The sequence below is a fragment of the Acinetobacter baumannii genome (assembly GCF_009759685.1).
Lineage (GTDB): Bacteria > Pseudomonadota > Gammaproteobacteria > Pseudomonadales > Moraxellaceae > Acinetobacter > Acinetobacter baumannii.
The window spans coordinates 3,764,066-3,788,949 of the sequence record NZ_CP046654.1; the positions used below are offsets into that span (position 1 = coordinate 3,764,066).

The window sequence follows — 24,884 nt, forward strand, 5'->3', positions numbered from 1 at the left end:
AAACTTTAATAATAAAAATGTTTCGGCTTTGCATGCAAAAAGGCTGGAATTAAACCTGTTAAAGCCGCACGAATATCTGCACGTTCGTTAATTAATTGATGAGAACCCTCTTCTAGCATCAATAAGGTTTGAAGCCTAAACTTACGGCGAATAAACTCGATGTTGTAACGCCAGTCTACTGTTTGATCTAATGCCCCTTGTGCAAGCCAGACAGGAATACGACAAGCAGGTCGCTCTTCCATTTCCTGCATCCATTTTGACATTGCCAAAATCCAGTCCATGCCCATCATGCGTGGCTGCAATGGATCTTTTAAACGAATAAATCTTAAAAATTCAGGATTATGGTTATTCCGTCTAAAGTGTCGAGGCACTTGACGCTTAATACGACGAATAATGCCTAGACCTACCGGATTATGCCACCATGCCGTTTTAGCAGGTCGAATTAATGGTGAAAGCAATAAAACCCTATCGACGATTGGATCTTGTCTTTTTTCTGCATACTCAAGCAAGTGATGCATCCAGATTGCCCCACCCGTACTTTGACCAATACCTACCCATGGTTTCGGTAATTGATCAGCATGTTTGACATATTGATAAACCGCCATCAAAACTTGTTGATAATGGTCAAAATTTTGAATACTTGCAGGTGAACCATTACTCAAACCATGACCAGGTAAGTCGTAGGTAATAACACTAAAACCTTGTTCGAGTATTTCGCGAATAATGGGTTGATAAATTCCGCTATGCTCCAGATAACCATGCAATAAACATACGGTTCCTTGGATTTTGTCTAATTTAGGTTTAAAAACTTGAACATGCAGACGAAATAAAGGCATTTGGACATAGCCTTGCCAATGCTCACAGTCCAGTAAATGTAAACCGTATAATTTACGATATGCTAAAAGCTCGCGAGAAGGCTCTTCTAAGGTATTTAAATTGAGTGGGCTTAAAACTTGCGGAGTGAGTTCACGGTTCGGAACCGGTAAATCTAATTGTTTTAATACGGCAGGATTGAGAAATGGAATCTCAGACATTAAGGCACCTCTCGACAATCACTTGAACCAAATAACATGTCACGAATTGTCGCAAGTAATTCATAATTTGCACGACGACTATGATCGTAGTTTTGTATACTCGGTTGCCAACGTGTAAGCGGGGTTGGCATTGGAGCAGTAACAGGAATAGTTTCTATCCCATTTAAAGCAAATAAACGGCGCGTACGTGGCATATGATATTCATCTGTGACCAGCATAACTGTAGGCGCACCACCTTTCTTTTGAAGTAACAATGAACTAAAGCGAGTATTCTCACAGGTATTCATACTGCGCTTTTCTAATAATTTTGCATCTACCCCACGCGCTTTCAACCATGCTTGCATATAAGGAGCTTCAACACCACTTAGTACGATAGGTAGATGGTTTTTCTTTTCAACTTCTAAGGTTTTTTCTAGTCTTAACCGCGTATAGCTGTTAACTACAATATCTTTGCCATTTTTATCTAAAGTTAAACCACCGCCCAATACTACAATCGCATAAGGTTCTGATAACTTTTTAGGTTGAGCAGGCAGAGGGTTTTTACGAACATATTCAACTTTCTGCTCAGGCTCACTCGCCGCTTTTTGATGCTCTGGCACTACAGGTTTTCTTGCTAAAAACTCCGTATATTGCTCTGTAAGGGCTTTATTTTCAGAACTATTAATAGAAAGTGCTGCATCGATAGGACTACTTGCTTCATCGGCCGCATCAATTTCTGAGTTTTTCGCAACCAAAGGAACACTCACAGCCGTCGTTTCTTTCTCTTCCTGTAGTTCTTGTTCTTTTTCTTCTAAAAGAATAATTTGCTGCAAAGCCTTATAGTTTTCTTGTATGTAACCCAAATCTGCTGTCTTATTTTCACGTAAAGCATCTTCTGTTAACTTCAAATAAGCCTGACGAGCAATCCATAAATTTGACCCTGGCTCTAAGTTATCATGTTCACTTAATGCTGCTTTTCGCTGGCTTTCCGCAGCCACCTCATTAACATCTACCGGAACAAAATAGTTAAGTCCAGCTACAATAAGTTTTGAATAAAACGGCGAATATAAAAAAATCACGAAACAGCCTAATAGTACAAATAGTACAGTAACTACTTGTACAAAACGTACCATCAAGTGTACTTTTGGCATAAAACTATTCCGTATGATTTTCAATTAAACCTAAATTGTTATAAAGCACAGGCTCTGGTTCTAACATAATTTGGAAACGCTGTTCAACATCATGTTGTACAGCTTGATAAGTTTTCTTTACATCCGCAAGAGATGCATTGGCATAATTCACCAAAACCAAGGCTTGCTTATGGAACATTCCCACTACACCGAGCTGTTTACCTTTCCATCCAGCCTGATCAATTAACCAACCAGCAGCAATTTTAACGTTACCATTAGCCTGAGGATAATGTGGAATTGTTGAGAATTGTGCGATTAATCGCTCAAATTCTTGAGTATTTACAATCGGATTTTTAAAGAAACTTCCTACATTCGGATATTCTTTTGGATCAGGTAATTTACTTTGACGAATATGAATGACCTGATTTTGTAAATTTTCAGCAGTCAGGTTATCTCCTACTGCCTGTTTTAAATCGCCGTAATTTAGCTTTAGATTGGCTTGTTTAAGCAGCTTAAAGGTGACATGAGTAATGATGTAACGAGCTGGGTCATCTTTAAAAATGCTATGACGGTAAGAAAAATGACAATCTGCTGCCGAAATTGATCTGGTTTGTTTTAATAGACGGTCATAGACTTGTACCGACTCAATAAACTCACCAACCTCAACACCATAAGCACCAATATTTTGCACTGGTGAAGCACCAACCAAGCCCGGAATAAGTGCCAAGTTCTGCAAGCCAAACCAATTCTGCTTTGTACTATATAAAACGAAATCGTGCCAAACCTGCCCTGCACCGACTTTAACTCGAATAAAATCCTGATCTTCAGATAAAACGTCTATACCCTGAATATCAAGATGAATAACTAAAGCATTAATTTGTTGCGGTAATAGCATGTTACTACCGCCAGATAATACAAGTACATTTAGCTCATGCTCTTTAGCAAAAGCTAAAGCTTCTTCAATATCTTCAATAGATTTGACCTTAGTGTAATGAGAAGCTGTAACATCTAAACTTAAAGTATTGAATGGCTTAAGCTGTACTTGATTTTGAATTTGCATTGTATTGAAAAACCTGTTTTTAAACATTCAATTGTTTTTTTAGGATATTAATCCACGCCAACGCACTTGATTCACATTGGTCGAGTACACGTTCAAAGCCCTCATCTCCACCATAGTAAGGGTCAGGCAGAGCTTGTTGTGGATATTGAGGATCATGTTCACTCATTAATGCCACTTTTGCCCGAATTTGATGACTGCCAAATTGGAAGATAGCTCTTTGTAGCAAGTCGTGAATATCATCAAAGTTTTGATGATCCATTGCCAAAATCAAATCAAAATCTAAAAAGTCTTGAGTTGAAAGTTGTCTTGCCCGCAAAGAAGATAAGTCATAACCTCTTTTTTTTGCATGCAATTGGCTACGCTGATCAGGTGCTTTATTTGGATGATAGTTACTTGTTCCAGCTGAATCGACAATGATATTGAGTTGATGCTGATCACAATAATGTCTAAAAACCACTTCAGCCGTGGGAGAACGGCAAATATTTCCTAAACAGACACATAACACCTTATACTGTGCTTCCATTAGAAATTTATTCCAACCACTTAAACTAAAAAATAAATAAGTATTTTACACGCAAAAATCTGCAAAAACCCGACAAAATTATCCATTATTATCAGGTTTGAATTGACCATTGTGACAAGCTCTCATTTTCTCAAAACTCACGCGGCTTGAAAAGTAAAATAAGAGATTTTAAAGGAATTTTCTATGTGCTCAATCCTCAACTCAATCTTGATTGTCTTTCAAGATTGAGTATCTGTAGCAATGAACACTGAAAAATCTAATAGCTTATAAATATTGCAGGATCAGTGTGAGGAAAAATTATTAAAAGAATTTGATATCAGTTGGAGTCGATATTTTAGCTGCATCGCCTAAAGGTTTTAATGAGCCATTTTTGGTATCAAAACGGAATAAGCTAATGTTATTACTATAAACATTCGTCACATACAGATATTTACCTGACTCATCAAATGAAAAAGCACGTGGTTCAATACCATTGGCCTTATAAACTTGCGGTTGACCTAACAGCCCATTCTGTTGGATTTTAAATACCAAAAGTTTGTTATCCGCACCACGATTTGCAGCGATCACATACTTACCATTTGGACTAAGAATAATTCCACTTGCGCTCTTGAATTCAGGTGTTTTATCTTCGTGAACTAGTTTTAGCTCAGCGACTTTTTTCAAATGGCCATCTTGTACGTTAAACGTCACAATTTCACTTCGCATTTCCGCGGTAATGTATGCCTGTTTACCATTTGGTGAAAAGACCATATGACGTGGACCAGAACCATGCTTAAAACTCACATCTCGGCTCTTGTCCGCTTCAAGTGGTTGAGGCTTACTTGGGTTGTAACGAAAAGCATAGACTTTGTCATTTCCAAGATCACTTGCATATAAATACTTACCATCTGGGCTAAAAGTTGTCGAATGGGCATGGCCACTATCCTGACGTCCTTTAACATGACCAGAACCCTCCGAAAAAACAATATTTTGTACCATTTCACCCAAATGTCCATTTGGTAAAATTGGCAAAACAGCGACACCGCCACGTCCTTTATCAAATGCAGAATAATTCGACACAAATAGGAATTTACCATCTAAACTGATGGATGCATGTGTTGGATGCCCGCCATGACTATTTACCGTGTTCAATACCTCTACCTTTCCGTTTTGAATCGATAATGCCGTTACCGCCCCTTCATTTTCTTCATTAGTGGTATATGCAAAACGGCCATCTTTCGATTTTACAACCCAAGATGGACTTTTCATTTGCAATACCTTAACAGGAGTTAAGGTCCCGTCAGCATTAACTTGTAGCTGGTACAAACCTTCACTGGCTTTTTCTGGTTTTTGCACAAGCGGTGCATCTGGGATAGATGTCCAGGTTCCTACTAAAGCGATTTGTTGTTGTGCTGCGTTTACTGTAGAGCCCCATCCAAATGACAAAAGCGTCAATGATAATGTTGCTGTTAATTTTTGAATTAGCTCACGATACTTAATATTTGCATATCCATTTTTGTCGGTATCCTTGCCATATCCAGTTTTGACATCAGTATCTATTTTCACATGCATATCCTTAAAAAAATTTACCTTATTTGCATTTACCAATAAGGTATTCACAATCTAATTTCATTTAATGATTTTGAAAATTAGTTTATAAAATGCCAATTTTCAAGTGAATTTTCTTTAACTAAATGCAGCTTAAAAGCACAGCTACTTTTAAGAGAATTTGCAGAATGAATCCTATAGAATGCATCTATAATAATTTTCAAAAATAAGGAAATAATGTATATGAGCCATTTTCAGTTTCAGACCGTTCCCAACATTATTTCAGGACTCGGTTCTATACAAGAATTACAGAATGTGTTGGCATCAAAAACTTACCGCAAGTTATTACTGGTAACAGATGCAGGTATGATTAAAAATCAGTTACACCGGCCTATTCTTCAAATTTTAGATACTCTTAAAATTGAACATGTCATTTATGCTGATGTTCAGGCCGACCCACCAGAGCAAGTGGTATTAGATGCAGCGAATTATGCTAAACAGCAAAATGTAGATGTTATTGTCGGCTTTGGAGGCGGAAGTTCTTTAGATGTAGCCAAAGTGATTGCCTTACTCGCACATCCTAACCAAACTCAAAACCTACAAGAAATGTATGGGGTAAATCAGGTCAAAACAGCCCGACTTCCACTTATTTTAATTCCCACTACAGCCGGTACTGGCTCGGAAGTGACGCCCATATCAATAGTGACTACAGGTGAAACGACAAAAATGGGAATTGTCTCTCCGGTACTCTATGCCGATACAGCAATTCTTGATGCAACTTTTACTCAAAATCTCCCTGCCCATATTACGGCTGCCACAGGTATTGATGCGATGGTCCATGCCATTGAGGCATATACCTCTAAACATAAGAAAAATATTTATACCGATATTTTAGCGAAACACGCTTTGAAGCTGCTGAACCATAACTTACCGAAAGTTCTTAAAAACGGTAATGATTTAGAGGCACGTCAGAACATGCTGTTCGGCTCAATGCTTGCAGGTCAGGCATTTGCAAACTCACCTGTTGCTGCCGTGCATGCTTTAGCCTATCCATTGGGTGGGCATTTTCACTTGTCGCATGGACATACCAATGCTTTGGTGCTCGTTGAAGTACTGAAATTTAATGCGCCTTATGCCAAACAATACTATGCAGAACTTATGCAATGGCTTGATCCATATAGTAATGGCAGCACCGATGGGTTGTGTGATCTGTTTATTGACCATATGCAAAATCACTTAGACCGTAGTGGTTTGACTTTAAAACTTAGTGATTTAGGTATTGAAGAGTCTAGCTTACCAAGACTTGCTCAAGATGCCATGTTGCAAACTCGATTACTACAAAATAATCCACGTGACATGACAGAAGCAGCTGCTTTAGCAATTTATCAGGCGATTTATTAATGACTAAACCCGTTTTAAAAACTCGTGATCAATTTAAATTCTTTTTAGATATTCAAACGCGCTGGGCAGATAACGATATTTACGGTCATGTGAATAATGTGACCTACTATAGCTATTTTGATACGGCAGCCAATGCTTTGCTCATCCAGAAAACAGGTTTTGATATTCATGAAGCAAAATCAATTGGTTTAGTCGTCGACTCAGCTTGTAGCTTTTTTCAAGAGTTATCATTTCCAGAAGTTATTCAGGTAGGCGTTGCGATTGGTAAAATTGGTACGACATCTTTACGCTATGAATTGGCAATCTTTAAACAAGGTCAAGACCAAGCATCAGCTCAAGGACATTTTGTGCATGTGTTTGTTGATCGTGAAACACGCAAGACTGTTCCAATATCCGAGTCAGTCCGTGAAGTTTTAGAGAATTTTTTATTATAAAAAATGAGGCAAAAAGAAAATAAGTTCCTCTTTTTGCCTCATCCTAACTTAGATCATTGCGGGATCACTAAAGGAGTCCTCACCTGTTTCGACTCGGCCAGCAAAACGTCGGTAATAATACTGATCACTCTGGCTCGCAACTTCAAAATCATACCAATGCCCAACATCAGCCAACGACCAATGTTGCTTAACAACTTGTCCCGCTTTTACGGTCAGTTGCAATGGCGCATCTTGTCGATATGCACAAGGTTTTACTGTCAATATTGTATCCTTGGTTCCCTCATTCATGAGTTCGACATAAACATCACCATTAGCAATGTCATAGCACACTCGAATTTCAGGTTTAACACCACTATCGATAATACGTTGAGTATCCCCTTTAAAATGACGATGGTAGCCATTTGGACCAAGTACCCATAGGTCATAACGGCCTAAGTTATCGTTTAAAGTATCCCACTCATCATCTAAAGTTTTATTCGGCTCGACAATATAACGCTTTGGAATACGGTCTAAATTGAGCTTATCATATACGTGGAAAACCGCTGCTTGCTTACCCGTATTAGAAAAAATCAATTGCACCTTACCATCTGCTTTACAACGCGCACTAGTATGCAACTCATAAGGTAGCGCCCGTGATAGACGGATCCCACTTTGCTGAATGGGTAACTTAATATCCGTGGGTACAGGAACAGCTGGCAAAGCTTCTTGGTTTTCCCTTAGCGCATCTGCCTGCACACGTGTTTGTTTACCACTCAGCTGCGGTAAAACATCTGCATTTGGTGTTTTAAAGTTAAATGCACTGGTTAAATCACCACACACTGCACGGCGGTATGGACTGATATTCAGCTCTTTTACACCAAAACGTTTTTCTAAAAACATGAGCACGGAAGTATGATCAAAAACTTGTGAGTTGACCCAACCGCCACGACTCCATGGAGAAATCACATATAAAGGAACACGAGGACCCGGACCATAAACTCGTCCATCAGGTGTAGGCTGTGAATGGCTCCCCTCAGGTGCAGCATGATCAAAATATTCATCTTGCATATCAGCATTGCTTAGTGTCGATTTACCTGCGTACTGGCCGTTTTTGAGTCGAGATGGTGCTGATGGCGATGGCATATGGTCAAAGTAACCATCATTTTCATCAAAATTGATGAGCAGAGCCGTTTTACTCCACACCTCTGGTACAGCAGTTAATGCATCAATAATTTCTTGGATAAACCAAGCTCCTTGAACTGGGCTTGAAGGGTCCGGATGTTCACAATAAATTGATGGTGCATTAATCCAAGACACTTGAGGTAATTTACCTTCACGAATGTCTCTTTTAAAAGCGTCGAGATACTCTTCTGGTTTATTGCCCGGTAGCGTATTTGCAATGCCTTTATAGAGTGGATTTTTGGCATTATCAGTAGCCGCATCATAGGCTTTATACGGTAGTTTTTGACCCGTATCGGCATATGGTTTATTCGGCTCCCCACCGCTTGAAACGGGATAACCGGATGCAATGTTGGCCTTTCTAAAAGAACGGAATGCACCCAACATATTATCGCCCCATTCATCTGGCATATTCTGATAACAAATCCAGCTTATCCCTGCTTCTTCTAATCTTTCGGCATAGGTTTTCCAAGTGTAACCACGGTCTGCCGTCGCTGGGTTACCATCAATCCAGTCCCATTCATTATTTACAAATGAACGCTTGGTCGGTGTTGCACCATTGGTACCAGTTAAATGAAAAGAGCGGTTCGCATCTGTTCCGGTGTGCATGGAACAATGGTAGGCATCACAAATCGTAAAGGCATTGGCAAGTGCAAACTGATATGGGATTTCTTTTTCTTTAAAATAGCCCATAGATATATCGGTTTTATGAGTTGGCCAGTTTGCCATACGTCCATTGTCCCACGCCAACTGACTGTCATCCCACGTATGAGGCGTACCATCTGCACGCTGTGCATTATTGGCCGTCCCATCCAAATGAAAAGGCGTTAAAACCTGACCATTACTTCTCAGCTGTTCCCAGACACGGCGACCATTTGGCAGAGGGATCGTAAAACGGTCAGCAAAGCCTCGAACGCCCTTTAACGTACCAAAATAATGGTCAAAAGATCGGTTTTCCTGCATTAAGATGATGACATGTTCAACATCCTGAATAGTACCCGTTTTATTATTTGCAGGAATTGCTAGAGCTTTTTGAATACTCGATGGGAAAGCCGCCAACGCTGCAGCGCCAAAGCCCATATTTAAAGAGTAATTTAAAAATTTACGACGTGTAATCATGATCAAATTCTTTTTATTATTTAAGTTTATGGAGCACAGCGCATGACAGGCTTTTTACCTGTGTCGGGTGTATTCGAATTATCATTTGCCGAGTCGTTACAACCACTCAGCAGAATGGCACCGATTAATAAAAAATAAGAATATTTAAAGGAAATTGTTCCTGTGTATTGCCTTTTCATGACGATATATAGTCCATTTAAAATCTAAAATGGCTAACATAGAAAAGTACAATGACAGTGGCGTGACCTGAATATTTCAATCCAGTGAAAACTATGAAAATTCTATTTTTTCAAGTTTCTCACCAGATCAAAACTCAATTGAACTTAAGGCTTTAATTGAATATTTTGCAGCTCACCATCAAAAGTCTCTATGAGGCTTTTAATAACGGGTTGTTGCTGTAATAGTTCTGTAGCCCGATGGAAAGCTTTTTCTTTACGAACGCTTTGCATAACATACGGTGTAGCAGTATTGACTGCACCATACTCGACCGTAAATTGTGTATTTGGCCACTGCTGCTTTAAAGCTTCAATTAGGGCTTGTTGTAGCTGAGTCAACATATTTTCATATTCTTGAGGAATATGGAAAACCGTGTTGCCACCAATTTCCCCAGTCATCACACCATGTTGAGCAAGTTCTTGAACGGCTGGAGAAAGCTGGCTATTTCTAAACCAAAACTCCCACTTTTCAAGTGTCCACTCACCTTCCAAAGTTTGTGATGGCAACTTTAAAATATCTTGTGGCATCAGCTGGCTGTTATCTGTTGCGTTAGGCTCTTTTACCACCGCAACTGTTTCAACAATTTCAACTTGCACCAATGACTGTTGTTCAATAACAGGTTCAGAAACCAAGTCATAAGCTGACGTATCTTGAGCAAGTGAAAATTCAGCACTCGATGCTTCAAATAAACCTATAGGCTCAGCAGTAGAAGCTGGTTCAGGTTCGATTTGTTTGACTTGGGTTTCAGCCTGAACTTGTACTAACTTTTGTTCTGGTACCGGAATGAAATCTTCCTCAAGAACACTAACAGTCTCTTGAACAACTGCTGACTCAAGTCCAATCAACTCATGATGATTTGGGTCAAATACCATTAAGTCCTGATTAGGCTGAGGTTCAGGTTCAGGTTCAGGTTCAGGTTCAGGTTCAGGTTCAGGTTCAGGTTCAGGTTCAGGTTCAGGTTCAGGTTCAGGTTCAGGTTCAGGTTCAACCATAGCGGGTTGGCTAATAACTTCAATAGGCTGAACAGCACTTACAGGAGCAATCACTTGGGCTGTTTGAGCTTGTGAATTTAGGCCTACTTCTGCTTGCCCATTTTGTTGAACAGGCTCTGAAACTAAAATTTCATTTGGTGCTAAAGGACGGAATGCCAATAATCGTAAAACGCACATTTCAAAACCTTGCTCTTGCGTTACGGCAAGCTGCAAGTCTGAACGGCCTTTACATGCGATTTGGTAGTAAAGCTGCAAATCTTGAGCCGAAATCAGTTTAGAAAGCTGAAGAATTTTGGCATTAATTTCTTCACTGTACTTTAAGCCGAGCTCTGGTAAATATTGTAATAAAGCCAACTCATGCAATGTTGAAATGAGCTGATCCAGTACTAACGAGACATCTAAGGCCTGATATCTAAATTGGAGTAGTAATTGGCTCACTTTTTCACGTTGGTTTTGATGAACCGCTAAAATCAAATCATATATGATCGTACGGTCAATCAAGCCAAGCATTTCTTTAACATCTTGATGATGTACAGCACCCTGCCCATAAGCAATCGCTTGGTCAGTTAAAGATAATGCATCACGTAATGAACCTTGTGCAGATTCAGCAATTTGCCAGATTGCATCTTGGTCAGCAGCAATCTGTTCTTTTTCAAGAATAGCACCGAGGTGCTTGGTAATTTCATCGACAGCTAAAGGTCGTAGAGTAAATTGCAAACAACGTGAAATGACCGTAATCGGTAACTTTTGTGGGTCTGTCGTAGCAAACAAAAACTTAACGTGTTCTGGTGGTTCTTCTAGTGTTTTTAATAACGCATTAAAAGAATGCGTAGAGAGCATATGTACTTCGTCAATCAGGTAAACTTTAAAACGGCCTTGAGTTGGTGCATAAGGAACGTTGTCTAAAAGTTCACGCGTATCTTCTACTTTTGTTCTTGAAGCAGCATCGATTTCGATTAGGTCAATAAAGCGGCCTTCATTTACCGCCTTACAAGTGGCACAAACTTCACATGGCGTAGAAGTCACACCTGTTTCACAGTTCAAACACTTGGCTAAAATACGTGCAATTGTAGTTTTACCTACACCACGCGTTCCTGTAAATAAATAAGCATGGTGAAGACGACCGCGTTCCAATGCACTACTTAATGCACGAGAAACATGGTTTTGTCCCACTAACTCATTGAAATTACGTGGACGGTATTTTCTAGCAAGTACTTGATACATGTATGCTCCTTGTTACAGGCATAAGCATACTTTGTTTTTAAAAGAGTGTGAACGTATAAAGCTCATATCCGTACAGATAAACTGCGAACTACATCATTTGTCTGGACTATCAGTGAATTTTAAAGTTTCGAAGAAAAGGTTCTCTACCGAAACTTTAAATACTGTGAAAAATATTAATCTACTTTCTTCGGAAAACTAAACCAGACAAATACAGTTAAAAGGAAGAAACAGATCGCTGAGAGGGTAAGCACCCAACTATGTGCATAGCTAAAAGCTTGCTGCGCCACTACAACTAATTGCCCTCCTAAAGGATTTTCAAGATTAGAGGCTAATTGCATGGTTTCTCCAATCGAGATACTCGCTTTTTCAATTAAGTCTGACGGAAGCTCGGCTGGCAAAATAATTGAGCGGCTATAAAACCAAGACAACATTAAACCAAAAATAGCGACACCTAAGCCAGCGCCAAGTTCATAGGCCATTCCCTCAATGGCACCTGCTGCACTCGCCTTTTGAGGGGGCACAGATGACATAATGGCAGCAGTTGAGGCCAGTAAGGCAATCTCAATGCTAAAGCCCAAAAAGACCATACATGTCCATGCTAAAAAGTGGTCGGTTGAAAAATTAAGCTGAGCAAGCCCCCATAAACTGAGCGCGCTCACTAAAATACCTAGGCTCGATACTCTACGTAAACCCCATTTATTTAAACAAATACCTGCTAATGGACCACCTAAACTAATTGCAATCATAAATGGAATAATAAACATCGCCGCCTGTAATGGAGAAAACCCGTGTACAAACTGCAACTCTTGAGACAAAAGTAATTCAAAGCCAACCAAAGCAATCATGGACACAACTGCCATAACAATACTGGTAGAAATCACTGGATGTTTAAATAATTCCAGATCAATCATTGGTGTCGTAGCTCTTTTTTGGCTTCGAATGAAGTGAATTAATGTGCTTATACCCACCACAAACATCACAACCGTGAGCACCGAGAAGTTATACATAGCCGATTTAATTGAATAGATGAGGCTTAAAATTGCTACAACCAAAACTAAAGCTTGCCCTAAGTTAATTGGCTGATCAGTTTTCTCTTGTTGTTTAGGAATGATCATCACGATCATAACTAGAACGGCTAAAATAATCGGGATATTAATGAGGAATACAGCTCCCCAGTGGAAATGCTCTAATACAAAACCACCGACTAATGGACCAAAAGCTGCTCCGCCTCCCCCTACTGTAGACCAAAGACCAAGTGCAAAATTTCTCTGCTTTTCTTCGGTAAAGGCATTACGGATACCGGATAAAGTGGCAGGAATAAGCATAGCTGCCCCTAGACCTAAGACAGCACGAGAAGCAATTAAGGCATAGGCAGTTGGAGAAAAAGCCGCAGCTAACGAACCCACACCAAAAACTGCGGTTCCAATAAATAATAATTTTTTAAAGCCAATACGATCACCAAGTGCACCCATCGGCAAAATCAAACCCGCCATAATCAGTGAATAAATATCAATAATCCATAAAAGCTGATTGGCAGTTAAATTCAATGCTGCACTTAAAGATGGTGTTGCAACATGCATTACCGTTGCATCAATCGTAACTGGTAAATAAATGAGGACGATAATTGTCAGGATTAACCATTTTTTTTGCATAACGCTCTTCAATATCCAAAACTTGGACATGTGTTCAAATCATGGTTATTATATACACAACTGGACACTTGTCCAACTTTTAGTTTTAATGTAATTTGTGTCGAATTCAGTCAGGTAAAAAAACATGGCCTATCTTAATCGCGATCAACGCAGAGAAATGATTCTGCAAGCTGCCATGCAAATTGCTTTGGCTGAAGGTTTTACAGCCATGACGGTACGTAGAATCGCAACAGAAGCACAAACCTCTACCGGACAAGTCCATCATCATTTTTCTTCGGCATCTCATTTAAAAGCTGAAGCTTTTTTAAAGCTGATGGAACAGCTTGATGAAATTGAACAAACTCTCCAAACAACTAGCCAATTTCAAAGACTTTTCATCTTATTAGGCGCAGAAAATATCGACAGACTTCACCCCTACTTACGTTTATGGAATGAAGCTGAACTCTTGATTGAACAAGATATTGAAATACAAAAAGCGTATAACCTCGCCATGCAAAGTTGGCATCAAGCTATTGTGCAATCGATCGAATGCGGTCAAAAAGAAGGTGAATTTAAAAATAGGTCTAATTCCACAGATATTGCGTGGCGACTCATTGCCTTTGTGTGTGGATTAGAAGGGATTTATAAACTTGGTTTACAAGGTTTAGTTGAAGAAGATTTTAAGCGTCATACCGAAGCAATTATTCGCCTAGAATTATTATAAATGTTGAGCTGGCATTGCTTAAAAATACCAGCTTTAAAATACTAAAATTAGAACCAACCTTTACGGCCTTTTAAAATTTGGTCTGTGCAACGTAAAGCTTCTTGGGTCAGCCCCCACAAACGATAATCGCCTGTGATTGAACCAATCTGGAAGTTATGAGTATAAGCAAAGCTGAGGTCACGCTCAGGATCACACCACGCTCCTGAACCATTGTAACCAATATGTCCAAAGCCATTTTTTGCACGTTTACCCATAGTAATAATACGGTGATATCCTAAGCGCCAATTCATCGGTATTGGCATGACACGATCACGTGCATAACTTTGAATAGTACTAAGTTCTTTAAATACTTCTGGGCGAATCAATTGCTGTCCATCCCATTCACCTTGATTTGCTAGCATCGCATAAATTTTAGCAAGGCTATTTGCAGTAAATGTCCCGTTCGCTGCCGGAATGACTGCTTGCAGTCCCTCATCACTAAAAAAACTAAAATTTTTCATTCCTTTTGGAATCATCGCATCCTGAAAGTCTTGCGGGTCTTGACCCGTCCATGTAATCACTTTTTCAGAGAGTGAACTCTTACGCGTCTTTGGCTTTTTAGGTTTTTCAACTTGAGTAGATGCTGGTTTTTCTGGTTTTGGTTGAATAATTAAACGTGCTACACGATCCAACTCATTTGCAGGCGTTCCAAAATAAGCACCATCTAACTGTAATGGCTCAACAAGATATTTTTGCATGAGCTGATCTAGAGATTGACCAGTTGCTTTTTCAAGTACGCCACCGACAAGCCAACCAAATGTTAAAGCTTGATAAGCATTACCCTCTCCTGCAAGGAATCTTGGCTTAGTCGCCGCGACCACATCTAACATATGTGACCAGTCGAGCATTTCTCTCGCACTTTCGATGATATTTCGAACATCAAACATGCCGCTTTGATGGCTTAACACATGACGCAAAGTCATTTGCTCTTTTCCATTTTGAGCAAACTCAGACCAATAGGTCGCAATCGGTTTGTCGTATTCTAAAAAACCTTCACTTACTAAAATATGCGCTAAAGTTGCAAGTACACCTTTACCCGTAGAGTAGCAAACAGCCAAGGTATCAGGTTGCCAAGTTTCATTTTGTGATTTTAGACCGGTGTAGATATCTACAACTTTTTGGCCTCTAAAATAAACCGCTAAAGCAGCTCCACCTTGTCCTGTTCTAGCATCTTGAAGACGGCTAAACTGGTGAGCTAAATCAATAAAACGTTCATCTAAAATACCGTGATAGTTATGGGTATCGGCCAGTAAAATCTCTTTAATCACATGAAGTTCCTTGCATTTTTTGTTATTTTGCTCAAAAGCAGCCCAAACCTCTGTTCAGGCTGCTGCTATTTTTATAATGCTTTTATAGTTCCTGCAACATGCGGTTTTTGTGATTTGGCATTACGAATCAAGAAATCTGTCTTTTTATCTGCATTTGCCGTTAAAAACTCAACTTTTGACGGTAAGAACATTGGCAGCTTAAACCACACATCTGCTTCATAAGCATTTGGTAATTCAAGGTTCGCTAGTGCTTTCGCTTTACTCCACATGCCATGCGCAATTGCTTGTTTAAAGCCAAAAGCTTTTGCTGTAATAGCATGAATATGAATTAAGTTAAAATCACCAGACACTTTCGCGTAACGGCGACCAGTGTTTTCTAAAATATTCCACTCTGCCTCTGGCACATAAGTTGGTACTTGTTCTTCTTTGGCTTTCTCACCCACTCTTTTCTCGACTTTTTGGCGAGATAAATAAGTCGTTAAGCCTTCCATCACCACTTCATTGCCAACTTTTGCCGTGGTAATAAAGTCAAACTGAACGCCTTTATCATGTGGTTTTAGTTCCCCAAATTTACATGACAGAGTGAGTTTTTCAGTTACGCCAATCGGTCTGGTCTGTTTAATCTGGTTACGAATATGCACTAAACCTAAAATTGGAAATGGGAAGGCTTCTGCTGTCATCATGTGCATTTGCAAGCTTTGAGAAAGTACCGCTAAATAAATTGCAGGTACAAAGCCATTATTTTGAAAGCCACATACTTCGTTATAAGCTTTGAGATGGTTCTGATCAATTTCTAAAGTATCTACCACATATTCAACTTGCGGTAATATTTTTGGACCTTTCGGTTTTTTAAAAATTAAACCTTGTACTACTTTTGGATAAGCCAATGCCGCTTTTGGTAGCTGGCTAAAATGACGAGTATTCATACCTAACCTTTTATAATTTATAGATTCTTGAATAAAAAAGGGATGCACAAGCACCCCCTCTTTAGCTAAAAGTGCTTAAGCGCCCAACAAGCTTTGACCGCACACGCGTACAACGTTGCCATTTACGCCTGTAGAAGCAGTTGATGCAAACCATGCAATTGTTTCTGCCACATCAACAGGTAAACCGCCTTGTTGCATTGAGTTCATACGGCGACCAGCTTCACGAATTGCAAATGGAATCGCAGCAGTCATTTGAGTCTCGATAAAGCCAGGTGCTACTGCGTTAATGGTAATACCATTTTTTAGAATAGGCGCAGTAAATTTAACTAGACCAATCACACCAGCTTTAGATGCAGCATAGTTGGTTTGACCAAGGTTACCAGCAATACCACTAATAGATGATACACAAACAATACGGCCATTTGCATTTAGACCATCGTTTTCTAACAAGTAGTCGTTTACGCGTTCAGCAGCAGACAAATTAATGTTAATGACCAAGTCCCAAAGCTCTGGCTTCATGTTTGCCAAAGTTTTGTCACGTGTAATACCTGCGTTATGAACGATAATATCTAAACCGCCTTGTTTTGTCGCAGCAGCTTTAATTTTTTCGCCCGCATCAGCAGCTGTAATGTCAATTGCCAATGTAGAACCGCCAATATCAGCAGCTACACGGTCAAGATCAGCTTGTTGTTGTGGTACGTCTAAACAAATAACATGCGCACCGTCACGTGCCAACACATGTGCAATTGCCTCACCGATACCACGGCTTGCACCAGTTACTAACGCAGTTTTTCCAGCAAGCGGTTTTGCCCAATCAACATCAACCACATCTGCTTTAGAAACACGAATCACTTGACCAGATACATAAGCTGAACGTGGTGAAAGCAAGAAACGTAATGTTGATTCAAGGTTTGCAGCAGCACCTTCGTCTACATACACAACTTGAGCAGTAATACCCTTTTTAAATTCTTTACCTACAGATTTGATAAAACCTTCAAGTGCACGCTGAGCAATCGCTTGTTTTACAGTTTTCGCAGTTTCAGGCGTTGTACCAATAACAATCACTCGACCAGAAGTCGCAACTTGACGTGCAATCGGGTTAAAGAATTTATAAAGTTCGTTTAACTGTTCTGAGTTTTGAATACCAGATGCATCAAATACAACAGCCTTAAATTTTGATTCTTTATCGCCTGCATTGAATGGACGTAAATTTAAACCAACTTTTGCAGCTTCTTGTTGTAATGCAACATTATTGCCTACATAGCTATCTGCATGAATATTGCTAAGTACTTGTGCAATCACACCAGACAAAACGCTTGACGGCGCCGCGCCAACCAATACTGCACCTTTCACTACTGGCTGAGCACTTTCAAAACGCTCTAATACAACAGGCGAAGGTAAACCCAGATTTTTAACAACGAATTTACCAATAGGAGATTGCGTAAATGCTTGGTATTGATCAGTCATGATTATTATCTCTCAAAGAAATGAATTTTCTACGACAGGCTTCATTATGTTATGAGATGGATAGAAACAATATGAAAGCAGTCGTTCATTAGAGTTACTCCAAATCATACTTGAGTTCATCTTTGGATGTCTTGACCTGAATGCTATCTACAATGTCATTCTAGTCAATACAGGTCTATTTGAATTGTGTTAAGGTAGCTAACAAGAATATCGTTATTATGCTTGGAAAAGCCTTATGAGCAAAACAACTCAAGAAAATCCAGCAGTCGAGAATTCTGCTCAGGAAAAAGTGTCAAATACATCAAAGTCGGCTTCTAACACGGCTAAGCGTAACAGCACTACTCCTAAAGCAGCAACTAATACACCAAAAACGACACGTACTCGTTCAACGACTGCACCTGCACGTAGCCCTCGTAGTAAGAGCGCTGCTTCAGCAACCCCGTCTACATCTTCAAATGTAGCTGCAGCACCAAAAGCAACAAAAACCAAAACTTCTGTTCAACAGGATAAAACCATGAGTCAAAACACTGTTCGCCGCGTTGCAATTATTGGTGGCAACCGTATTCCATTTGCACGTTCAAATACTGCTTATTTCAAAGCGTCTAATTCTGACATGCTGACAGCAGCATTGAATGGTTTGGTTGAACGCTTTAACTTACAAGGTAAGCGTATTGGTGAAGTCGTTGCTGGTGCTGTTTTAAAACACAGCCGTGACTTTAATATGACTCGTGAAGTTGTATTGAGCACAGATCTTGCTCCTGAAACCCCTGCTTATGACATTCAAATTGCTTGTGGTACAGGTTTACAAGCAGCTTTTGTTGTTGCTAACAAAATTGCGCTTGGTCAAATCGACGTAGGTATTGCAGGTGGCGTAGATACAACTTCTGACGCACCGATTGCTGTAGGTGATGGTTTACGTAAGGTTTTACTTGAGCTTAATGTTGCTAAAACGGGTAAAGACCGCCTTAAAGCACTCACAAAAATTGATTTTAAAAAGCTTCTTGATGCACCAAGCAATGGTGAACCGCGTACTGGCCTTTCAATGGGTGAGCACCAAGCAATCACTGCTTTAGAATGGGGTATCACTCGCGAAGCACAAGACGAATTAGCTGCAAGCAGCCATCAAAAACTTGCTGCTGCTTATGAGCGTGGTTTCTTTGATGACTTAATGACTCCATTCTTAGGTCTTAACCGTGACAACAACTTACGTCCTGACAGTACAGTTGAAAAACTTGCTAAGTTAAAACCAGTTTTCGGTAAAGGCGAAACTGCAACAATGACAGCGGGTAACTCAACTCCGTTGACTGATGGTGCTTCTGTGGTATTGCTTGCTTCTGAAGAATGGGCAAAAGAAAACGGACATGAAGTTTTAGCTTATCTTTCTTTCTCTGAAACAGCAGCTGTTGACTTCATTGGCAAGAACGGTCCTAAAGAAGGCTTATTGATGGCTCCTGCTTATGCAGTACCTCGTATGCTTAAGCGTGCTAACCTTAAGCTTCAAGACTTCGATTTCTACGAAATCCATGAAGCATTTGCATCTCAAGTACTCTCTACCTTAAAAGCTTGGGAAGATGAAAAATTCTGTAAAGAACGTCTTGGCTTAGATGCACCATTGGGTTCAATTGACCGCTCTAAACTGAACGTAAATGGTTCATCTTTAGGTGCAGGTCACCCATTTGCTGCAACTGGTGGCCGTATCTTGGCTACTGCAGCTAAATTAATTAATGAAAAAGGTTCAGGCCGCGCATTAATCTCGATCTGTACAGCAGGCGGTGAAGGTGTGGTTGCGATTGTAGAAAAATAATTTCTATTTATCGACCAAAAAAATAAGCACCCATCTGGGTGCTTATTTCATTTCAATCTATGTGAATTAGTGAAGTGATGCTGCTTTAGCATTTGGGAAAAACTTATCTTCAATATGGTCATAACACCACTGGAAAATAAAGGTATAAACCAAAATACATAAGGTCAAACCTATATCTAAAATAAATGCATCAATCACTGTCATCTGCATCATATATGCAATCATTGGAACAGTCGCAATCAGCAAACCACCCTCAAAACCAATCGCATGTAAAATCCGCACAGGGATCGTTCTTTCCCAATTAAATTTATGCTCTACTTTTTCGAAATAGTGGTTAAAAATCATATTCCAGAAAACTGAAACCACTGCCATAAACACACCAAGTGTTCCGGTCACTTCCATCGGCATGTCAAAAATAAAACTTAATGCAATCGCAATGATGACCAACAAAATTCCTTCATAACTGATTGCATGAATGAGTCTTCTCTTGGAAATCAACATTTTTAAATACTCAATAATAACTTGGATAATGTGCATTTTATTTTTATAATTTTGATTAATCCAATTAGGTTCTTTCAATTTTTTTGACAGATGAATGTTAATCAAGAACAACTACTCATGTTCCAAGCCGTTATGGAAACAGGTTCATTTTCAGCAGCAGCAAGGAAACTCGGTAAAGTCCCCTCTGCTGTGAGTATGTCGATTGCTAATTTAGAAATCGATTTGAACCTGACTTTATTTGAACGTAAAGGCCGCGAACCTACTCCTACAGCCGAAGCACGAGTGCTATATGAAAAAACGGCGCAACTATTGATTGAAATGAATCAATGGAAACAGCACGCGCATGCATTAAGTACTGGGCTGGAACCTAATCTTACTATTGTTGTGGTGTCTGAGCTGCTACATACCAATTGGACCGACTATGTTTGCCTGCTAGAAAGTCGCTTTCCCGATCTACAAATTAATATTGTGTCGGCCCCTCAAGAAGATGCGCTTCAAATGTTGTTAGATGGATCTGCCCAACTGGCCCTTATGTTTGAACGTGAGCATTTAGATAATAGAGAACAGTTTGTTGAACTCAAACGTGAAGCCTTAATTCCTGTTATTTCAAAAACCCATCCGCTCGCAAGCCAAGAGCATGTCTCATATGAGCAGATTTTGGGTACAAGACAAATTGTGGTGGCAAGTCGAGATGAAACATTAAAACCCGAATTATTATTTTCAAAACATTACTGGCGTACAGATAACCACCACTCTGCTTGCTTAATGATTTTACGTAATTTAGGTTGGGGTGTACTGCCACAAGAGATGTTTAAAGAAAATCCCGAGTTAAACAACAAGCTTAAAGCATTAGATGTATTTGATTTTACGCCTCGATTTGAATATTACGTTGATTTGGTCTGGAGCCGCGAAAGTGAACTCGGTGCTGCTGCACGGTTTTTGATTGACTATATTCGTAATAAGCGAATGCAACTGGCTCCTTAAAATCATTTCAATTTAGATGCAGAACCTAAACGTTTTTCTTTGAAACATAACAATTGATATATCGACAGTATGGATAGAGTTTGTGCTATAAAGAAAACATAAGATTTTTTATTGAAGATGTTGAATATCAATGACTCATACAGCACTTGACCAATTAAAAACATTAACGACCGTTGTTGCTGACAGTAGCGACCTTGAAGCAATTCGTAAATTTCGTCCCTTAGATGCTACAACGAATCCTTCGTTAATTACCGCTGCGGCAGAACAACCAGAAAGTAAAGAGCTCATTGAAGATGCTTATTATCAAGCTAAAGAAGAAGGCTATAAAAATGATGAACTGATTGAAAGAACCATTGATATTTTAACCGTAAAATTTGGTGTAGAAATTTTAAAACTCATTGAAGGCCGTGTTTCTACAGAAGTCGATGCTGCACTTTCATATGACACCGAAGCGACCATTCAAAAAGCGCATGAATTATGTGAGCTTTATAAAGGGTATGGGATCGATCAGTCACGTATTCTTATTAAAATTGCATCGACTTGGGAAGGTATTCAAGCGGCTAAAGTGCTTGAAGCTGAAGGTATTGCCTGCAACCTCACTCTCCTTTTCGGTTTACATCAAGCCCAAGCGTGTGCAGATGCCAAAGTTACTTTAATCTCACCTTTTGTAGGCCGTATTTTAGACTGGTACAAAAAAGCTGAAGGTGTAGATTCTTACCCAATCGAGAAAGATCCAGGTGTGGTTTCAGTTAAGAAAATCTACACTTACTACAAGCAGCAAAATATTCCAACTCAAGTCATGGGTGCGAGCTTCCGTAGCATCGACCAAGTGCTAGGCCTTGCAGGATGTGATTTGCTTACGATCTCTCCAAGCTTGCTAACACAGCTTGAACAAGATACGCGTACAGTCGATGCAGCACTTGATGCAAACAAAGCAAAACAGGCAGAAGCGATTGTTAGACCAGCTCAAGATGAGCAAAGTTTTAAAGATGAACTTAACCATGACTTAATGGCATTCCAACTTTTACAAGGTGGTGTTGATGGCTTTATTAAAGCGCGAGATCAATTAAGTCTTTTATTACGTCAATCTTTTGGAATTGATGCAGAAATTAAATCTTAAAAACTGCACTTTTCATACAAAATTACCGATTTTTGTTATCATGACAAAAATCGGTTTTTTATTGGGTTTCTCGTGTTCGGCATAACAGACTTAACAACATATATTATTGGTACATTCCTAATTGTGTTATTGCCAGGGCCCAATTCTCTTTATGTGATGTCGATTGCTTCACGCTATGGTATTAAAACCGGATATATGGGGGCACTTGGTATTTTTACAGGTGACTTAATTTTAATGCTCTGTACCGTACTTGGTGCAGCTTCTTTACTAAAAGCATTCCCTTGGGTTTTTATTGTACTTAAACTCGTCGGCGCACTTTACTTGTCTTATTTAGGTTTTAAGCTTTTACAAGGCAGCATTCAGCGTTGGAAATTACGTAATCAACCCCAAGCAGAAATGGCTGATTTACCTGCTTTAGATAAAGTTCACCCTTATAAAACAGCCTTAAGTATTAGTTTACTCAACCCTAAAGCGATTTTATTTTTCCTGTCTTTCTTTGTGCAGTTTGTTGAACCGGATTATGCCTATCCAGCTTTAAGCTTTTTAATTTTAGCGGTGATTTTACAAATTATTAGCTTCAGTTATTTAACTGCGCTTATTTTCTCTGGAATTAAACTTTCAACTTTTTTCAAACAAAACCATAAAATTGCAGCAAGCGGAATTTTCTTAGTTGGCATTTTATTTTTCGGATTTGGCTTAAAGCTGGCAACTTCAACAATGTAAGCTGCCGAGTCAAGAAAGTCTGAATCTATTAGGTTGTTAAAATGCCAGCATGCCATCTGTTTTAACTTCATTGAGCACAAAAAATGTCCTCACCTGTCTTACCCCAGGTAAGGCAATAATTTTTTCACTATGAAAACGGTTAAAAGCAGCCAAATCTTTAACACGAATTTTTAGAAAGTAATCGACTTCTCCAGCAACCAAGTAACATTCTAGAACATTCTCCAAATCACCTGCTGCTTGTTCAAATGCCTGAAAGCTATCAGGTGTCGAGCGATCCAGCACTACTCCGACCAAAACAATGGTCTCACGTTGCACCATACCCGGATTGATTCGAGCACGCACATCCAAGATGGCCCCAATCTTAAAAAGACGCTGAGTATGGTTCCAACATGACGAAGTACTAATGCCAACAAGTTTTGCCAGTTCAGCATTACTTAAACGTCCATTCTCTTGTAAACAGCGCATAATTTTCAATTCAAGAGGTGATAGATTTTCAGCCTGTTCATCCATAAAACAATATCCCAAATTCCCCGTTTGTTATGAAATAAATAATATCATTATTGGCTATTTAAAAAATATTCTTTCATTTTAAAGCCAAAAATAGAAAGCACCTTCTTAAAAAAAATTGTTAAATTTACCTAGCTGAAAACATAGGCAGAAACATATTAATTTTTCAGGGACTTAGAACATTTAGCTATGCAAAAGATTCTTCAAGATTTCTCAATACCAGCCGTATTTGCTGGTTTTATTACCTTTCTTATTGGTATTAGTGTTTCGGCTATTTTAGTGATTCAGGCTGCTCAAGCTTTAGGTGCGTCATCTGAACAAATCACCTCATGGTTTTGGGCTTTAGGCTTAGGTATTGGTTTATCAGGACTCATCCTTTCTTGGAAATTTAAATATCCCGTAGCAACAGCTTGGTCAACTGCGGGCCTCGCTTTAATTATGGCAACAGGTAGTGGCTATAGTTTAAATGAAGCAATTGGCGCTTTTTTAGTAGGTGGTTTACTTACTGCGATTTTAGGCTTTTCAGGTATATTCCAAAAAGCGCTTTCCTATATACCACAAAGCTTAACCAGTGCCATGCTTGCCGGAGTTTTGCTTAAGTTTGGGATTTCGCTTTTCGCGAGCTTGCAAAATGATTGGACATTTGTTTTATCTTTACTCGCTATTTATGTCATTACAAAAAGATTATGGCCGCGTTACAGCATTGTATTTACCGCACTGGCTGGTATTGCCCTCTGCCCTGTCTTTTTAGACTTTCATATGCCTACTCTTGAGTGGTCCTTGGCTAAACCCGTTTGGATTAGTCCTGAATTTAGCTGGTCAGCACTTTTAGGCTTAGCATTACCACTTTTTGTGATTAGCATGGCATCGCAATATCTACCCGGTATAGCCATGATCAAGAGTTATGGCTATAAACCGCATGTTAATCAACTGATTGGCTGGACAGGTCTAACCCAAGTTGTGCTTGCACCTTTTGGATGTTACAGCGTTAATATTGCTGCGATAAGTGCTGCCGTAAGCTTAGACGACCAAGTTCATCCTGACCCAAGCAAACGTTATATTGCGGGTATAAGCTGTGGCTTTTTTTATGTGTTGATGGGGCTATTTGCTGCAACCCTCACAAGCTTACTGATGTCTTTTCCTCATATTTTTATTGTAGCTTTAGCAGGCATTGCCTTACTTGGTACGATTAGTCACAACATTGCGCTTGCGTTTGGTCCAGTTGAAGACCGCGAAGCGGCATTATTTACCTTTTTATGTAGTGCGTCAGGTATCCAATTTTTCGGTGTTGGTTCAGCTTTCTGGGGACTGGTTGTCGGTATTGTTGTATTTATAGTCCTTAAATTTAAAGCTAAAAAATAAGGCTTAAACGAAAGAGTTTGCGCTTCATCAT

General features: G+C 39.4%; 22 protein-coding genes. 8 read left to right on the top strand and 14 right to left on the bottom strand.

The window, feature by feature from the left end; translation table 11 throughout:
- Positions 1 to 5: 5 nt before the first annotated feature.
- The 5 genes from GO593_RS17980 to GO593_RS18000 form a co-directional block, all read right to left on the bottom strand.
- Entirely contained in the window at positions 6 to 1,034 is a 1,029-nt protein-coding gene (locus GO593_RS17980) for an alpha/beta hydrolase (RefSeq protein WP_001290023.1), read from the bottom strand.
- Positions 1,034 to 2,164 (bottom strand): YdcF family protein, encoded by a 1,131-nt coding sequence (locus GO593_RS17985; protein WP_001127151.1) that lies wholly within the window; start codon positions 2,162 to 2,164, stop codon positions 1,034 to 1,036. The genes GO593_RS17980 and GO593_RS17985 overlap by 1 nt, the downstream gene beginning before the upstream one ends.
- A gap of 4 nt (positions 2,165 to 2,168) precedes the next feature.
- Positions 2,169 to 3,203, bottom strand: a complete 1,035-nt coding sequence (murB, locus tag GO593_RS17990) for a UDP-N-acetylmuramate dehydrogenase (protein WP_002134661.1) — start codon at positions 3,201 to 3,203, stop codon at positions 2,169 to 2,171.
- 19 nt (positions 3,204 to 3,222) lie between these two features.
- On the bottom strand, positions 3,223 to 3,726 hold the full coding sequence (locus GO593_RS17995) for a low molecular weight protein-tyrosine-phosphatase (protein WP_000388070.1): 504 nt from the start codon (positions 3,724 to 3,726) through the stop codon (positions 3,223 to 3,225).
- 300 nt (positions 3,727 to 4,026) lie between these two features.
- On the bottom strand, positions 4,027 to 5,271 hold the full coding sequence (locus tag GO593_RS18000) for a lactonase family protein (protein WP_002134657.1): 1,245 nt from the start codon (positions 5,269 to 5,271) through the stop codon (positions 4,027 to 4,029).
- Positions 5,272 to 5,496: 225 nt separating this feature from the next.
- On the opposite strand from GO593_RS18000, the gene GO593_RS18005 reads away from it, so the two are divergent.
- Positions 5,497 to 6,654 (top strand): iron-containing alcohol dehydrogenase, encoded by a 1,158-nt coding sequence (locus GO593_RS18005; RefSeq protein ID WP_000017875.1) that lies wholly within the window; start codon positions 5,497 to 5,499, stop codon positions 6,652 to 6,654.
- A complete protein-coding gene (locus GO593_RS18010; RefSeq protein ID WP_000165801.1) occupies positions 6,654 to 7,088 on the top strand; it encodes an acyl-CoA thioesterase in 435 nt (144 codons plus the stop codon). Before GO593_RS18005 ends, GO593_RS18010 begins: the two co-directional genes overlap by 1 nt.
- 48 nt (positions 7,089 to 7,136) lie before the next feature.
- Here GO593_RS18010 and GO593_RS18015 read toward each other — a convergent pair whose 3' ends face one another.
- The 4 genes from GO593_RS18015 to amvA all read right to left on the bottom strand — a co-directional run bounded on the left by GO593_RS18015 (position 7,137) and on the right by amvA (position 13,449).
- A complete protein-coding gene (locus GO593_RS18015; RefSeq protein ID WP_000632985.1) occupies positions 7,137 to 9,365 on the bottom strand; it encodes a phosphocholine-specific phospholipase C in 2,229 nt (742 codons plus the stop codon).
- A 26-nt stretch (positions 9,366 to 9,391) separates the two neighbouring features.
- Positions 9,392 to 9,544 carry a hypothetical protein gene (locus GO593_RS19105; protein ID WP_002011867.1) on the bottom strand — a complete coding sequence of 51 codons (153 nt, stop codon included), beginning with the start codon at positions 9,542 to 9,544 and terminating at the stop codon, positions 9,392 to 9,394.
- Positions 9,545 to 9,688: 144 nt separating this feature from the next.
- Entirely contained in the window at positions 9,689 to 11,797 is a 2,109-nt protein-coding gene (locus GO593_RS18020) for a DNA polymerase III subunit gamma/tau (protein ID WP_000285249.1), read from the bottom strand.
- 173 nt (positions 11,798 to 11,970) lie between these two features.
- Positions 11,971 to 13,449: a multidrug efflux MFS transporter AmvA gene (gene amvA / locus GO593_RS18025; protein WP_001170309.1), complete on the bottom strand. Its 1,479-nt coding sequence runs from the start codon at positions 13,447 to 13,449 to the stop codon at positions 11,971 to 11,973.
- 124 nt (positions 13,450 to 13,573) lie between these two features.
- Between amvA and GO593_RS18030 the strand changes: the two genes are divergently transcribed.
- Positions 13,574 to 14,152 (top strand): TetR family transcriptional regulator, encoded by a 579-nt coding sequence (locus GO593_RS18030; RefSeq protein WP_000323804.1) that lies wholly within the window; start codon positions 13,574 to 13,576, stop codon positions 14,150 to 14,152.
- Positions 14,153 to 14,199: 47 nt separating this feature from the next.
- Here GO593_RS18030 and GO593_RS18035 read toward each other — a convergent pair whose 3' ends face one another.
- From GO593_RS18035 to GO593_RS18045, 3 genes are all read right to left on the bottom strand, one after another.
- The gene (locus GO593_RS18035) at positions 14,200 to 15,459 is read right to left on the bottom strand and encodes a serine hydrolase domain-containing protein (protein ID WP_000588770.1); all 1,260 of its coding nucleotides are present in this window, start codon (positions 15,457 to 15,459) and stop codon (positions 14,200 to 14,202) included.
- Between the two features lie 71 nt (positions 15,460 to 15,530).
- Positions 15,531 to 16,385 (bottom strand): MaoC family dehydratase, encoded by an 855-nt coding sequence (locus tag GO593_RS18040; protein WP_001097356.1) that lies wholly within the window; start codon positions 16,383 to 16,385, stop codon positions 15,531 to 15,533.
- 75 nt (positions 16,386 to 16,460) lie between these two features.
- Complete coding sequence (locus tag GO593_RS18045; RefSeq protein ID WP_000132122.1) at positions 16,461 to 17,852, bottom strand: 3-oxoacyl-ACP reductase; 1,392 nt, start codon at positions 17,850 to 17,852, stop codon at positions 16,461 to 16,463.
- Between the two features lie 235 nt (positions 17,853 to 18,087).
- Between GO593_RS18045 and GO593_RS18050 the strand changes: the two genes are divergently transcribed.
- The gene (locus tag GO593_RS18050; RefSeq protein WP_000047938.1) at positions 18,088 to 19,656 is read left to right on the top strand and encodes an acetyl-CoA C-acetyltransferase; all 1,569 of its coding nucleotides are present in this window, start codon (positions 18,088 to 18,090) and stop codon (positions 19,654 to 19,656) included.
- A gap of 66 nt (positions 19,657 to 19,722) precedes the next feature.
- On the opposite strand, the gene aceI is transcribed toward GO593_RS18050, so the two are convergent.
- Positions 19,723 to 20,157 (bottom strand): chlorhexidine efflux PACE transporter AceI, encoded by a 435-nt coding sequence (gene aceI / locus GO593_RS18055; RefSeq protein WP_002010078.1) that lies wholly within the window; start codon positions 20,155 to 20,157, stop codon positions 19,723 to 19,725.
- A 90-nt stretch (positions 20,158 to 20,247) separates the two neighbouring features.
- Between aceI and aceR the strand changes: the two genes are divergently transcribed.
- The 3 genes from aceR to leuE all read left to right on the top strand — a co-directional run bounded on the left by aceR (position 20,248) and on the right by leuE (position 22,984).
- Complete coding sequence (gene aceR, locus GO593_RS18060) at positions 20,248 to 21,141, top strand: HTH-type transcriptional regulator AceR (RefSeq protein ID WP_001102208.1); 894 nt, start codon at positions 20,248 to 20,250, stop codon at positions 21,139 to 21,141.
- Between the two features lie 130 nt (positions 21,142 to 21,271).
- Entirely contained in the window at positions 21,272 to 22,261 is a 990-nt protein-coding gene (gene tal, locus GO593_RS18065) for a transaldolase (RefSeq protein WP_000149851.1), read from the top strand.
- Between the two features lie 72 nt (positions 22,262 to 22,333).
- Positions 22,334 to 22,984: a leucine efflux protein LeuE gene (gene leuE / locus GO593_RS18070; RefSeq protein WP_000467074.1), complete on the top strand. Its 651-nt coding sequence runs from the start codon at positions 22,334 to 22,336 to the stop codon at positions 22,982 to 22,984.
- A 36-nt stretch (positions 22,985 to 23,020) separates the two neighbouring features.
- Here the strand turns inward: leuE and GO593_RS18075 are convergent, their stop codons facing one another.
- Complete coding sequence (locus GO593_RS18075) at positions 23,021 to 23,494, bottom strand: Lrp/AsnC family transcriptional regulator (protein WP_000344220.1); 474 nt, start codon at positions 23,492 to 23,494, stop codon at positions 23,021 to 23,023.
- 186 nt (positions 23,495 to 23,680) lie between these two features.
- Here GO593_RS18075 and GO593_RS18080 point away from each other — a divergent pair, with 186 nt between their 5' ends.
- Entirely contained in the window at positions 23,681 to 24,853 is a 1,173-nt protein-coding gene (locus GO593_RS18080) for a benzoate/H(+) symporter BenE family transporter (RefSeq protein WP_001169535.1), read from the top strand.
- Positions 24,854 to 24,884 lie beyond the last annotated feature (31 nt).

Bases quoted from the DNA above. Each gene is read 5' to 3' on its own strand.
- GO593_RS17980 (WP_001290023.1), bottom strand. From the start codon at position 1,034: ATGTCTGAGATTCCATTTCTCAATCCTGCCGTATTAAAACAATTAGAT.
- GO593_RS17985 (WP_001127151.1), bottom strand. From the start codon at position 2,164: ATGCCAAAAGTACACTTGATGGTACGTTTTGTACAAGTAGTTACTGTA.
- murB (WP_002134661.1), bottom strand. From the start codon at position 3,203: ATGCAAATTCAAAATCAAGTACAGCTTAAGCCATTCAATACTTTAAGT.
- GO593_RS17995 (WP_000388070.1), bottom strand. From the start codon at position 3,726: ATGGAAGCACAGTATAAGGTGTTATGTGTCTGTTTAGGAAATATTTGC.
- GO593_RS18005 (WP_000017875.1), top strand. From the start codon at position 5,497: ATGAGCCATTTTCAGTTTCAGACCGTTCCCAACATTATTTCAGGACTC.
- GO593_RS18010 (WP_000165801.1), top strand. From the start codon at position 6,654: ATGACTAAACCCGTTTTAAAAACTCGTGATCAATTTAAATTCTTTTTA.
- GO593_RS18015 (WP_000632985.1), bottom strand. From the start codon at position 9,365: ATGATTACACGTCGTAAATTTTTAAATTACTCTTTAAATATGGGCTTT.
- GO593_RS19105 (WP_002011867.1), bottom strand. From the start codon at position 9,544: ATGAAAAGGCAATACACAGGAACAATTTCCTTTAAATATTCTTATTTT.
- GO593_RS18020 (WP_000285249.1), bottom strand. From the start codon at position 11,797: ATGTATCAAGTACTTGCTAGAAAATACCGTCCACGTAATTTCAATGAG.
- amvA (WP_001170309.1), bottom strand. From the start codon at position 13,449: ATGCAAAAAAAATGGTTAATCCTGACAATTATCGTCCTCATTTATTTA.
- GO593_RS18030 (WP_000323804.1), top strand. From the start codon at position 13,574: ATGGCCTATCTTAATCGCGATCAACGCAGAGAAATGATTCTGCAAGCT.
- GO593_RS18040 (WP_001097356.1), bottom strand. From the start codon at position 16,385: ATGAATACTCGTCATTTTAGCCAGCTACCAAAAGCGGCATTGGCTTAT.
- GO593_RS18045 (WP_000132122.1), bottom strand. From the start codon at position 17,852: ATGACTGATCAATACCAAGCATTTACGCAATCTCCTATTGGTAAATTC.
- GO593_RS18050 (WP_000047938.1), top strand. From the start codon at position 18,088: ATGAGCAAAACAACTCAAGAAAATCCAGCAGTCGAGAATTCTGCTCAG.
- aceI (WP_002010078.1), bottom strand. From the start codon at position 20,157: ATGTTGATTTCCAAGAGAAGACTCATTCATGCAATCAGTTATGAAGGA.
- aceR (WP_001102208.1), top strand. From the start codon at position 20,248: ATGAATGTTAATCAAGAACAACTACTCATGTTCCAAGCCGTTATGGAA.
- tal (WP_000149851.1), top strand. From the start codon at position 21,272: ATGACTCATACAGCACTTGACCAATTAAAAACATTAACGACCGTTGTT.
- GO593_RS18075 (WP_000344220.1), bottom strand. From the start codon at position 23,494: ATGGATGAACAGGCTGAAAATCTATCACCTCTTGAATTGAAAATTATG.
- GO593_RS18080 (WP_001169535.1), top strand. From the start codon at position 23,681: ATGCAAAAGATTCTTCAAGATTTCTCAATACCAGCCGTATTTGCTGGT.